The sequence below is a fragment of the Paraburkholderia sp. ZP32-5 genome, assembly GCF_021390495.1.
In the GTDB taxonomy this organism is placed as follows: Bacteria; Pseudomonadota; Gammaproteobacteria; order Burkholderiales; family Burkholderiaceae; genus Paraburkholderia.
Genome location: NZ_JAJEJP010000001.1, coordinates 1,406,800 through 1,418,510, shown reverse-complemented (window position 1 = coordinate 1,418,510; position 11,711 = coordinate 1,406,800). Strand labels below are relative to the sequence as shown.

The window sequence follows — 11,711 nt, the reverse complement described above, 5'->3', positions numbered from 1 at the left end:
CTCTTTACTACTTCTTCCTGATTGTTAAAGAACGACAGCCGATTATGAGTTGCCTCATATCGCTCTGACTGGCTCAATCGCCAATGCGAAGTACTCAGCATCGCTTCATGCTGAACCCTTGGCATTGAGGATTGGTGGAGGATGACGGGATCGAACCGACGACCCCCTGCTTGCAAAGCAGGTGCTCTCCCAGCTGAGCTAATCCCCCAGTCATGCAACAGACAGATACCTCATCCGTTCAGCCCCAGCGGGTCTTCAGCCAGCACCACAGACAGGCACTGGTGGGTCTGGATGGATTCGAACCATCGACCCCCGCCTTATCAAGACGGTGCTCTAACCGACTGAGCTACAGACCCCTGAGTCTGTCTGATCTTCTTCTAACTACAGCCGATAAGCGTGAGCGCTTCGATGTCAGAACACGCGGGCTCTGGAAAGGAGGTGATCCAGCCGCACCTTCCGATACGGCTACCTTGTTACGACTTCACCCCAGTCATGAATCCTACCGTGGTGACCGTCCTCCTTGCGGTTAGACTAGCCACTTCTGGTAAAACCCACTCCCATGGTGTGACGGGCGGTGTGTACAAGACCCGGGAACGTATTCACCGCGGCATGCTGATCCGCGATTACTAGCGATTCCAGCTTCACGCACTCGAGTTGCAGAGTGCGATCCGGACTACGATCGGTTTTCTGGGATTGGCTCCACCTCGCGGCTTGGCAACCCTCTGTTCCGACCATTGTATGACGTGTGAAGCCCTACCCATAAGGGCCATGAGGACTTGACGTCATCCCCACCTTCCTCCGGTTTGTCACCGGCAGTCTCCCTGGAGTGCTCTTGCGTAGCAACTAGGGACAAGGGTTGCGCTCGTTGCGGGACTTAACCCAACATCTCACGACACGAGCTGACGACAGCCATGCAGCACCTGTGTTACGGCTCCCTTTCGGGCACATCCACCTCTCAGCGGACTTCCGTACATGTCAAGGGTAGGTAAGGTTTTTCGCGTTGCATCGAATTAATCCACATCATCCACCGCTTGTGCGGGTCCCCGTCAATTCCTTTGAGTTTTAATCTTGCGACCGTACTCCCCAGGCGGTCAACTTCACGCGTTAGCTACGTTACCAAGCCAATGAAGGCCCGACAACCAGTTGACATCGTTTAGGGCGTGGACTACCAGGGTATCTAATCCTGTTTGCTCCCCACGCTTTCGTGCATGAGCGTCAGTATTGGCCCAGGGGGCTGCCTTCGCCATCGGTATTCCTCCACATCTCTACGCATTTCACTGCTACACGTGGAATTCTACCCCCCTCTGCCATACTCAAGCCCGCCAGTCACAAATGCAGTTCCCAGGTTAAGCCCGGGGATTTCACATCTGTCTTAACGAACCGCCTGCGCACGCTTTACGCCCAGTAATTCCGATTAACGCTCGCACCCTACGTATTACCGCGGCTGCTGGCACGTAGTTAGCCGGTGCTTATTCTTCCGGTACCGTCATCCTCCAGAGGTATTAACCCCGAAGTTTTCTTTCCGGACAAAAGTGCTTTACAACCCGAAGGCCTTCTTCACACACGCGGCATTGCTGGATCAGGGTTGCCCCCATTGTCCAAAATTCCCCACTGCTGCCTCCCGTAGGAGTCTGGGCCGTGTCTCAGTCCCAGTGTGGCTGGTCGTCCTCTCAGACCAGCTACAGATCGTCGGCTTGGTAGGCCTTTACCCCACCAACTACCTAATCTGCCATCGGCCGCCCCTTGAGCGCGAGGTCCGAAGATCCCCCGCTTTCCTCCACAGAGCGTATGCGGTATTAATCCGGCTTTCGCCGGGCTATCCCCCACTCCAGGACACGTTCCGATGTATTACTCACCCGTTCGCCACTCGCCACCAGGATTGCTCCCGTGCTGCCGTCCGACTTGCATGTGTAAGGCATGCCGCCAGCGTTCAATCTGAGCCAGGATCAAACTCTTCAGTTCAAACCTGTTACTGTTTTCGGTTTCGTTAGAAACCGGTCGCTCACTCAACGTACTGACGATGATCAGCCTGTCTTTCAACAGGCAAACCTTCCTTCAATTACTGTGTGAGGCTTCTGATACTTTTGCCATCGCCGGCTCCGAAGAACCGGCTGCGCATTCCGCATCAAGCGCCCACACTTATCGGCTGTTAGTTTTTAAAGATCGTTCGTGAATCACAGCACCGCAACCACCGGCACCGCTTCGTTTCACGTCGCTGCGTCTGCAGCAGAGAAGCGAGATTATGGAGAACTTTCACAGGATCGTCAACAGGTTTTTATTACTCACCCAACCTGTTCACCCCGCTGAAGCCCTTGCCATCAAAGGCTCTCCCGCTTCTCCGTGCCCCGGCATCCGGCGCACGAAAGAGCGGAATTCTAGCCGCCACGGCCAGGGCTTGCAAGTGAAATCCCTAGGTTTTCATCAAGGTGCCTTCTCTATGCGACCCGGCTTGTCGACGACCGGGGTTCCAGCTTCGGACGTCAGAGCATGCGCGGCCGGCGCACCGATCGCCCAGTCATGCAGCACCGTATAAGCAACCGCCAACAAAGTCGGCCCTATGAATACACCCAGAAAGCCAAAAGCCAACGCACCGCCGAGAATACCCAACATCACCAGGATTAACGGCATATCGCTATTTTTTCCAATCAGAATCGGCTTGATGACGTTGTCAGCCATACCGACGACCAGCACGCCCCAAATGACCAGAAATATTGCCCAGCCCGTCGCGCCGCCCTGATACAGCCAGATCGCCGCTGGCAACCATACGATGACTGGGCCGCCCGGCACCACCGATAGAAAAAATGTCGCGAGCCCAAGCAGCGCTGGCGCCGGCACGCTCGCAATCCAATAGCCGAAACCCGCCAGAACCCCCTGCACAAGCGCCGTGCCGAGAATCCCATAGACCACGCCCTTGATCGTGCTGCCCGCCAGTGCCAGCAGATAATCGGCACGCTCACCCGCAACACGCCGCATACCCGCATTCAACCAGGCAGCAGCCCCCTCACCGCCCGTATAAAAAAAGAACGCGAGCACGATACTCAGCGCCAGCAGTCCCAGCCCGTGAGTCACCGCAATCGCCGCTGCCAGTATCCACTTGCCGGCGGGCGCCGCGAACGTGTGCAGTTGCGCGATCAATTCCGAATTGCCGCTGGTCACACGCTCCCAAAACGCCTCGATGCTCGAACCGACCAGCGGGATTCGCCCCACCCACCCCGGAAGATCGGGCAACCCGGATTCGAATAGCCTCTGCACCACTGCCACGATGTCATGGACATGCGCGCCAAAAGCAAAACCCGCATAGACGAATGGCCCGAGCACGACGAGCAGAATGAGAACCACGATCAGCGTCGCAGCCAACTTGCGCCGACCGCCCATCGCATCGGTCAGCCGCCGATAGAGCCCCCACGAGCTGTAACTGAGAATGGCGCCCCACAGCAGCGCGGTCGTAAAAGGCGCGAGCACCAGCAACGAACCGCCCACGAGGACAATCAGCGCGAATACAGCGGCAAGACGTTCAATCAGTTGGTCCGATTTCACGATGAATCTCCTATTGCGCCAGACCACGGCAATCCATTGACATACGCCTGTCAGGCTCCCGCTGAACGCCGTCAGTATAGAAGCGAGTCGAGCGGCCGGGGGTGTCTTATATCATCCGTGGGCCGCGCATGACTGCTCGCGCAACAGCCCGTTTTTTGGGATGAGCGGAGCCCTGCTCAACCCAGCAATGCCGACCAACCCGTATAGCGGCCCGGAAAAGACTAGAATATAAGGTTCCGTGCCCCCAATTTTTCGGATTTATGCGCTCGCGAATCGCCAAACGACTCCCTCCCGACGCCGACAAACTCGTCGGTCTCTCGCTCGCGCTTTTCGCGTCGGGCAGCCGCACTGAAGATCGCTTCTGGGAAGCGAAACTCGACGCGCTGCTGGCCAAAATCGTGCGCAACGCCAACCAGACCACGTTGGACGCCGCGCTCGATCATCTGCAGCAAAACCATCCGGACGCCTATGGCGCGCTTGCCGACATGGCGGAGACTCATAGCGAGTCGTTCATCATCGAGCACGAAGGCGTGTCTTACGAAGCGCTACTGATCGCCGCGCCCGTGCTCGCCTGGACCCGTTACGTGATCCCCTCCGGTCCGCTCAAGACCGACGCGGCCGATGCGCTGCGCGCGCACCTCCAGGCGCACGTGCTCGCAGCGAACACGCGCGTCGCGATGGCCCCGTTCATGTACAGCATCGACCAGCTGCCGCGCCATCACGTCGAGACGTGGCGCATTGCCCAGCAACTCGCACAGGCGGCGATGGGCGGCGGCAACGCGAAGCTCAATTTCGGCGAGCTGCCGGAAACCTCGCCGATTCTGGCCGATCCGCGCTTTCTGCTGGCCGTGGTCGCGGCGCCCGTGGGCGAGGCGACCTTCCGCTGGCAGGAGGAAGAGCACGGCTGCCGCATCGAGCGCGGCCAGTGTCTCGAGCAATGGGCCACGCAGGGCGGCGCCAATCTGTCGGTTGTGCTGCCCGGCTGCGAATTCGAGTGCCTGCTACCAGACGCGTACTACTCGGCATGCCGCGATGCCGACGAAAGTGTGCGTCCTCACACCGTGCGCACCGCCGTTCGTTATCTATTTGACACAATTGGTGCTGCGCCGCAGGACCTCCGCGCGGTGGTCGCAGGCTTCGGCGAAAGACGCATCGACGAGTACCGCGTCGGCTTCACGCGCCGCGGCAGCAACGACGTGATTTACGGTGTCGTATGGCCCCTCTACGGCCGTGAAAATGGCGAGCCGGGCATCGATGAAGAGCCGCAGGAAATCGCTGGTTCCGACGACCCGCTCGAGGAAATCGTCGCGCTGCTCAAGGAGACCGGGATCACCGATGTACGGCGCCATGCGGGCCGTTTCGAGCCGGAATACTGCGACGACTGCGGCGTTCCGTTGTACGCAGATCCGCTCGGCGAAATCGTCCATGCAGAAATGCCCGAAGATGCAGAGCCAGCACAGCCACATTTTCATTGAGCAACGACGCGAACGTCGACCTGCCATCGAAAAAAGCCCCGCCTTGCGCGGGGCTTTTTGTTTGCCTCGACGCTCTTCCTACGCCTTTTGGCCAGCCGTCAAAACGAAAGGAATTTGTCATCATAGGCACGGTGACGCATCGCCGTGACTTGAGTCAGTTGCTAGGGCACACAGGTGCGTCGCGCTATTTCGCTCGATCCATCTGGAGACATGCATGCGCTTCTCGATTCTCAATTCAAACGCGGAACGACGTGACGGACTCAAGGCCTTATTGCGGCAAATCGACCGGTTGGCGCGCTTCACCGAAGCGCAGGACTGGCGCCAGCTCGAACGTCCATTCAGGCGTTACCTGCCGGATCTCGTCGTGATCGACTGGCAGGACTGGATGTCCGTAACGGATGCCCGCCATCTGCTCAGCTACTACCCCGACCTGCGCATCGCCGTACTCACCGACGGAACTCCGCCCGCGCTCGTGCGCGCGCTGATGGATGAAGGCGTGCTCGGCGTCGTGCCGCGCGACACCGATCCATGCCTGATCGTGCGCGCCTTCGAAATGGTGCTGCTCGGCGGCCACTATGTGCCGCCTGGCGCACTGCCGCTCGACCCGCCGTTGCCCGCGGACACCACGATCCGCCCATTCGACGAAAAAAGCCCGCCGCCACGCCGCAACAGACTTTCGAGCGGAGGATTGTCGCCACGCCAGCAGGAAATCATGCGCTGCGTTCATATGGGCAGCACCAACAAGATGATCGCGCGCACGCTCGGCATTAGCGAAGGCACGGTCAAGATCCATCTGACCAGCATATTCCAGCAGTTGGGCGCGCCCAACCGCGCCGCCGCGGTCGCGCTCTATAACGGCTGGCTGATGAATCAACTGCAGGTCCTGCACAACAACGGCGAGAATGCGCCGCGGACGGTGTCAGTGAAGCGAACGAGCACGATTGGGCTGCGGCACCGGAAGCGCATTCATTTCGAATATCCGTTGCCTGCCAGCGACACAAGCGCCGCACTGCCGATGGCCGCGGAACCCGCTACTTCCTACGGTGACACCCCGCCCCAGGACCCGTGCAAAAACCAGTAAGATCCGGCTCGGCGTGACGCGACGCACGCTGCGTGCGGGCATCCCCAAGTGCGCGTCCACGCAGCGTTGGCGCCGGCTGGCATGGAATCCGCTCACACCTTTTGTCGTCCAACGAGTAATATGAACACATGGGTTTCCTCTATACACCGCTTCCGTTCTGGGTCGCTGTCGGTGGCTGGATCGCCACCGCGATAGTGGTCGCGCTCGCGCTGTGGAAGAATCCTTTCAAAAGACTTCAGGACGGCACGCTCCAGCACGTCTGGCTCGCGATTATCGTCGCGCTGTCGGTGCTGTGGGCGAGCAACGCATGGCTCGACGACGGCACCGTCATGCATCTGCTGGGCGCAACGCTCGTGGTCACGCTATTCGACTGGGGACTCGCGCTTATCGCGATGGCGGTGGTTACTGGCCTCGCCGCCGTCATCTTCGACGCTCCATGGCAAGGCATTGCGGTTACGTTCCTCGTGTACGGCGCTCTGCCCGTTTGCATCTCCACGCTGGTTCAGCGCATCTGCACGGCGTGGCTACCGCGCAATCTCTTCATGTTCATCTTCGGCCAGGGCTTTGTTTCGCCGGCCATTGCGGTATCGCTGACAGCCGCCGCGGCGCTCGGCATTCATGTCGCGCTCGCAGGCGGTTCACCAACCGTCGTGCCGGCCGGCTACGCGTTCAGCGTGCTGCTGCTCGCCACCGGCGAGGCATGGTTCACTGGCATGGCAACGGCGCTGATCGCGGTGTACCGTCCCGCTTGGGTCACCACATACGATGTGCGACGCTATCGTCTGGGCGGCCCGCGCACCTGAGAGTTCGTGCTTTGACGTCATGCCACGCGTGTCGGCAATAATCGCTGGCAAGTCGCCGAAGCTCACCCGCGTGCGGATCAGGACAAGGCAGAATATTTGCAGCAAGATTGAACTCAACCCATTCGCGAGGCATCTTATTTGCCTCATATCCCCTTAGCGTCTGAAGAACTAGATGGATCGCACCAACGTACCGCGTCGATTGCTGCGGGTAGTCGGCCGGTTGGCAGCCTGCGTGGCGAGTCTCTCGCTTATCTGCGCGGCTCCCGCATTCGCCGATCAGCTCGAGCAGCACAACGACCTCGTCAACAAATTCATTACCGAAATGCACGCGGACCCGCTCGTCGCGGACTGTGCTGCACACGGCAACTTTGTCGCAAGCACGTCGACCGCGTTCGACCACGTCGAATTCCCTCCCAGCTCGTTCGATAGCGCCCATTCGTCTGTCACACCCTGGAACGATTCGTTCGACGAAGGCAAGCAGCGCGTCAAGGTGGACAGCATCGTCACTGTCGAAGGCATCGGCGTACGTCAGAACGGCTCGGACGACCCGGCCGATCTGAAATTCCGCTGCGGCTACGTCGGCCCGCAGATGCTCGCGTTCAGCTGGAACGATCCCGTACCGCCGAACCGGGCGCACAGCGGGTCGTCAGGCAAGCACAAAGGCAAGGGCAAGCACGCGACGGGCGGCAAGACGACGAAAAAGTCGTCGAAGGGAAGCTCGGGTAAATCGTCGCGCGCGACATCGAGCAAATCGGCAACGAAGAAAAAGGCCCGCTAACGTTCAAGCGCAATCTGTTCTGATTCGCGCGGCTGGCCAACCCGTCGTCCCAATAAAAAAGAGGCACGCACAAAACAATGTGCGTGCCTCTTTTTCTATGTGTACCGCGCCGCTTTCGTTAGAACGTTTCCACGTGATGCAGGATCGCCTGCAGCATCGCCGCTCCTAGCGATGCGCTGCGCTCGCCGTTCCAGCCCACCCGTTCGTCGGGCAGATTCGCGTTGTCCTTGAACGGCATTTCCAGCGTCAACGACAGACAGCCGAATTCGTTGCCAACGTACTTCGACGCGAGCTTCAGCGCATCCTCGCGATACTTGCTCGCGGCGTAGCCATACTTGTCCTGAAAATCCGGACTCGCCTGCTTGAACGCTTCGACGAAAGCCTTCTGCTCACGCCCCTGCTGCTCGGTGAAACCCGGCAACATTTCGGAACCCGCGACGAATACGTACGGCAGCGCCTCGTCGCCGTGAATGTCGAAAAACAGGTCGCAGCCCGTGGCGTGAATCGCATCGCGCACCACCAGCACCTCCGGACTGCGCGCGGCGTCCGGCTCCATCCATTCGCGATTCAGGTTCGCGCCGGCCGCGTTAGTACGCAGATTGCCGTGCACGCTACCGTCCGGGTTCATGTTCGGCACGATGTAGAACACCGCGTGATCGTAAAGCTTGCGCGCAACGGGATCGCCGGCCCAATCGCCCCAGCCCACGAGGCGTTTCACGAGCCCTTCGGTAAACCATTCGGCCATCGTCTCGCCCGGATGCTGGCGCGCGATCAGCCAGATCTTCTTTTTCGGCGCGGCGTTTGCGGCATCGTCGGCAAGCGGAGTAGCGAGCGTAAGCAGGGAGACTGGCCGTCCTTCGACCGTTTTGCCCAGTTCGGTCAACGACGCATGCGGCATCTGCTGCACGGCGCCCAGAAACTCAGAATGACGTTCTTCGCTATACGGCTCGAAATACGCGTAGTAGATGCTGTCGAAATCCGGCGTGTGATCGATCGTCAGCACATTGCCGTCGTACGAACTCGGCACGCGAAACCAGTTCACGCGGTCGTAGCTCGCGACCGCGCGATAATCGCGCCAGCCCTCGGCGAAGGCACACGCGGCGGCGTTTTCGAAAGTCATCACGCAGCGCTCGCCGGCCGCGCCGGACAGCCGGAAGTAGAACCACTGCGCGAACTCGGCGTGGCTGTCGGGCCGCACGCGCAGGCGGATGTTGCCGGCGTCCTCGCAGGACAGCACGTCAATCGCGCCGGCGTCGAAATTGCTGGTAATCGATAACGTCATGAGATTCTTCCCTGCACGGTTCACCGCCGCTCGAGCGCGGCGGTACGTTCATTCGGCGATGCGGCGACGAAATACGTATGTGGAATCGTTCGACGCTTCGGCACTGAACACATAGCCTTCGGAGTCGAAGTTCCGCAACTGTTCAGGGCGATCGAGCCGGTTTTCCACCGCGAAGCGCGCCATCAGGCCGCGCGCGCGTTTCGCATGAAAGCTGATGATCTTGTAGCGGCCGCCCTTCCAGTCCTCGAACACCGGTGTGACGACGGGTGCGTCGAGCAGCTTCGGCTTGACCGACTTGAAGTACTCGCCCGACGCGCAATTCACGAGCACGCGCGAACCCGCGGCATTTTTCTTCAACTGCGCGTTCAACGCCTGCGTGATCCGCTCGCCCCAGAACGCGTAGAGATCCTTGCCGCGCGGATTGGCAAAGCGCGTACCCATTTCGAGCCGGTATGGCTGCAACAGATCAAGTGGCCGCAGCAGTCCGTAGAGGCCCGACAACACGCGCACATGATTCTGCGCATAGTCGAGATCGGCCGACGACAGCGTCTTCGCATCGAAACCTTCGTACACGTCGCCATTGAACGCGAGCACCGCCTGCTTGGCGTTGTGCGTACCGAATTGCGGCGACCAGTCCGCGTAACGCTGAAAATTGAGGTGCGCGAGCTGATCCGAAATGCCCATCAACGACGCAATCTGTTGCGGCGACAAACTGCGCAGGCCGCCGATCAGCTCGGCGGCGTCATCGACGAAATCGGGGATCGTGTGCTTTTTGACGTGTGGCGGGGTGTCGTAGTCGAGCGATTTCGCCGGCGACAGAACGATTATCATAGAGGCTTGCATGCAGGCACGCCGTGCCTGGCGGTCAAAGACGAAAGCCCGATTGTAACGAATGCCCGGTTCCCACGCCTCAAGCGACGCGCTGCGCGTCGTGCTCGATTCCAATGTGTGGATCGACATTCTCGTATTCGACGATCCGCACACGCGGCCGATCGCCGCCGCGCTCGAAAGTGGCGCCATCACCGCGTTGATCGACGCGCGCTGCCTCGCTGAACTCACCTACGTGCTCGACTATCCGCAATTCGCGCATCGGCAGGTCGACAAGGCTGCCGCGCTCGCGGTCGTCGCGCGGCTCGCGCAAAGGGTCGAGCCGGACGAACCCGTCGAGGATGCGCGGCCCCTGCCCAAATGCAAGGATCGCGACGACCAGAAGTTTCTCGAACTGGCCCATGCGGCGCAGGCCGACTGGCTCGTGTCGAAAGATCGCGCTGTGCTGAAGCTTGCCAAACGTATCGCGCGCGATTTCGGGTTCCAGATCGCGCAGCCCGCGCCGTTCGTCATGGCTGCGGGCATTGCATTGAACGCCGGCAGCGAGTCCGTCATCACGTGACTGCGGCGACCAGCGTTTCGCTCCGCATGCCGGCAGGCCGCACACGGCTCATGCAGCCCTGGCCGAACGGCTAACGTGACACCCGCGGCGCGCACACAGCGGCGCGATTCCCTACAATCAGGCTTCGCCCTTCGCAACGATTTCCGAGAACCTAGCCACCCATCGCCAAATTCGACGCCATGAATGCACCGCACGACACGCCCACGAGCCCCACGTTTCCGTCCCGCCTGCCGAATGTCGGCACGACGATTTTCACCGTGATGAGCGCGCTCGCCGCGGAAAAAGGCGCCGTGAACCTGGGCCAGGGCTTTCCCGACTTCGCCTGCGATCCACGCATCGTCGACGCGGTCGCGAACGCGATGCGCGACGGCCACAACCAATACCCGCCGATGGCCGGCGTGATGCCGCTGCGTCAGGCGATCTCGGACAAGATCGCCAACCTGTATGGCCGCCGCTACGACGCGACGAACGAAATCACCGTAACCGCAGGCGCCACGCAGGCGCTGCTGACCGCGATTCTCTGCACGGTACATCCGGGCGACGAAGTGATCGTGGTCGAGCCGACCTACGACAGCTACCTGCCGTCGATCGAACTGGCGGGCGGCAAGCCGGTGTTCGTCACGCTCGAAGCGCCTGACTATGCGATCCCGTTCGACCGGCTGGCCGCCGCGATCACGCCGAAGACGCGGCTCATCATGATCAACACGCCGCACAATCCGACCGGCACGGTCTGGCGCGAACAGGACATGCGCAAGCTCGAGGAGATCGTGCGCGGCACCAACGTGCTGATCCTGTCCGACGAGGTCTACGAGCACATGGTCTACGACGGCGCGCCGCATGAAAGCGTCGCGCGTTATCCGGAACTCGCGCAGCGCAGCTTCGTGGTGTCGAGCTTTGGCAAGACCTATCACGTGACGGGCTGGAAAGTCGGCTACGTCGCCGCGCCGGCCGCGCTCACCGCCGAGTTCCGCAAGGTGCATCAGTTCAACGTGTTTACCGTGAATACGCCGATGCAGATCGGCCTCGCGCAATACATGCTGGACCCGGCGCCCTATCTGGACCTGCCGGCGTTCTATCAGAAGAAGCGCGACTTTTTCCGTGACGGGCTCGCGAATTCGCGCTTCAGACTGTTGCCATGCACGGGCACGTATTTTCAATGCGTCGACTACTCGGCGATCAGCGATCTGCCCGAAGCCGAATTCGCACAGTGGCTGACCGGAGAGATCGGCGTCGCGGCCATTCCGGTCTCCGCGTTCTATCACGAGCCGCACGAATCAGGCGTGGTGCGCTTCTGCTTCGCGAAGCAGGAAAGCACGCTTGCCACCGCGCTCACGCGGCTCGCGCGGCTCTAGGATGTCCGCGCGA

The 11,711-nt window shown here is 60.6% G+C and carries 9 protein-coding genes, 2 tRNA genes and 1 rRNA gene; 6 read left to right on the top strand and 6 right to left on the bottom strand.

Annotated features, from left to right (window positions below):
- Positions 1–132: 132 nt before the first annotated feature.
- From L0U82_RS06070 to L0U82_RS06055, 4 genes are all read right to left on the bottom strand, one after another.
- Positions 133–208: transfer RNA gene (locus L0U82_RS06070), tRNA-Ala, on the bottom strand.
- 71 nt (positions 209–279) lie between these two features.
- Positions 280–356, bottom strand: a tRNA-Ile gene (locus L0U82_RS06065).
- A gap of 75 nt (positions 357–431) precedes the next feature.
- Positions 432–1,962: ribosomal RNA gene (locus L0U82_RS06060) — 16S ribosomal RNA — on the bottom strand.
- Between the two features lie 459 nt (positions 1,963–2,421).
- On the bottom strand, positions 2,422–3,537 hold the full coding sequence (locus L0U82_RS06055) for an AI-2E family transporter (RefSeq protein ID WP_233829158.1): 1,116 nt from the start codon (positions 3,535–3,537) through the stop codon (positions 2,422–2,424).
- 260 nt (positions 3,538–3,797) lie between these two features.
- Between L0U82_RS06055 and L0U82_RS06050 the strand changes: the two genes are divergently transcribed.
- The 4 genes from L0U82_RS06050 (at position 3,798) to L0U82_RS06035 (ending at position 7,674) form a co-directional block, all read left to right on the top strand.
- Positions 3,798–5,012: a DUF2863 family protein gene (locus L0U82_RS06050; RefSeq protein WP_233829156.1), complete on the top strand. Its 1,215-nt coding sequence runs from the start codon at positions 3,798–3,800 to the stop codon at positions 5,010–5,012.
- A 214-nt stretch (positions 5,013–5,226) separates the two neighbouring features.
- Entirely contained in the window at positions 5,227–6,093 is an 867-nt protein-coding gene (locus tag L0U82_RS06045) for a response regulator transcription factor (RefSeq protein WP_233829154.1), read from the top strand.
- A 128-nt stretch (positions 6,094–6,221) separates the two neighbouring features.
- Complete coding sequence (locus L0U82_RS06040; protein WP_233829153.1) at positions 6,222–6,896, top strand: energy-coupling factor ABC transporter permease; 675 nt, start codon at positions 6,222–6,224, stop codon at positions 6,894–6,896.
- Positions 6,897–7,068: 172 nt separating this feature from the next.
- Positions 7,069–7,674: a BspC domain-containing protein gene (locus L0U82_RS06035; protein WP_233829152.1), complete on the top strand. Its 606-nt coding sequence runs from the start codon at positions 7,069–7,071 to the stop codon at positions 7,672–7,674.
- Between the two features lie 118 nt (positions 7,675–7,792).
- Here L0U82_RS06035 and L0U82_RS06030 read toward each other — a convergent pair whose 3' ends face one another.
- Together L0U82_RS06030 and yaaA are read right to left on the bottom strand one after the other, a co-directional pair.
- Positions 7,793–8,956 (bottom strand): M14 family metallopeptidase, encoded by a 1,164-nt coding sequence (locus L0U82_RS06030; RefSeq protein WP_233829151.1) that lies wholly within the window; start codon positions 8,954–8,956, stop codon positions 7,793–7,795.
- A 48-nt stretch (positions 8,957–9,004) separates the two neighbouring features.
- Positions 9,005–9,787, bottom strand: a complete 783-nt coding sequence (gene yaaA / locus L0U82_RS06025) for a peroxide stress protein YaaA (protein WP_233829150.1) — start codon at positions 9,785–9,787, stop codon at positions 9,005–9,007.
- A gap of 61 nt (positions 9,788–9,848) precedes the next feature.
- Between yaaA and L0U82_RS06020 the strand changes: the two genes are divergently transcribed.
- The gene (locus L0U82_RS06020) at positions 9,849–10,346 is read left to right on the top strand and encodes a putative toxin-antitoxin system toxin component, PIN family (protein WP_233829149.1); all 498 of its coding nucleotides are present in this window, start codon (positions 9,849–9,851) and stop codon (positions 10,344–10,346) included.
- A gap of 179 nt (positions 10,347–10,525) precedes the next feature.
- A complete protein-coding gene (locus L0U82_RS06015; RefSeq protein ID WP_233829147.1) occupies positions 10,526–11,698 on the top strand; it encodes a pyridoxal phosphate-dependent aminotransferase in 1,173 nt (390 codons plus the stop codon).
- The last annotated feature ends 13 nt before the right edge of the window (positions 11,699–11,711 follow it).

Coding starts and splice junctions, on each gene's coding strand:
- L0U82_RS06035 (WP_233829152.1), top strand. CDS start 7,069: ATGGATCGCACCAACGTACCGCGTCGATTGCTGCGGGTAGTCGGCCGG.
- L0U82_RS06040 (WP_233829153.1), top strand. CDS start 6,222: ATGGGTTTCCTCTATACACCGCTTCCGTTCTGGGTCGCTGTCGGTGGC.
- L0U82_RS06020 (WP_233829149.1), top strand. CDS start 9,849: ATGCCCGGTTCCCACGCCTCAAGCGACGCGCTGCGCGTCGTGCTCGAT.
- L0U82_RS06015 (WP_233829147.1), top strand. CDS start 10,526: ATGAATGCACCGCACGACACGCCCACGAGCCCCACGTTTCCGTCCCGC.
- L0U82_RS06050 (WP_233829156.1), top strand. CDS start 3,798: ATGCGCTCGCGAATCGCCAAACGACTCCCTCCCGACGCCGACAAACTC.
- yaaA (WP_233829150.1), bottom strand. CDS start 9,787: ATGATAATCGTTCTGTCGCCGGCGAAATCGCTCGACTACGACACCCCG.
- L0U82_RS06030 (WP_233829151.1), bottom strand. CDS start 8,956: ATGACGTTATCGATTACCAGCAATTTCGACGCCGGCGCGATTGACGTG.
- L0U82_RS06045 (WP_233829154.1), top strand. CDS start 5,227: ATGCGCTTCTCGATTCTCAATTCAAACGCGGAACGACGTGACGGACTC.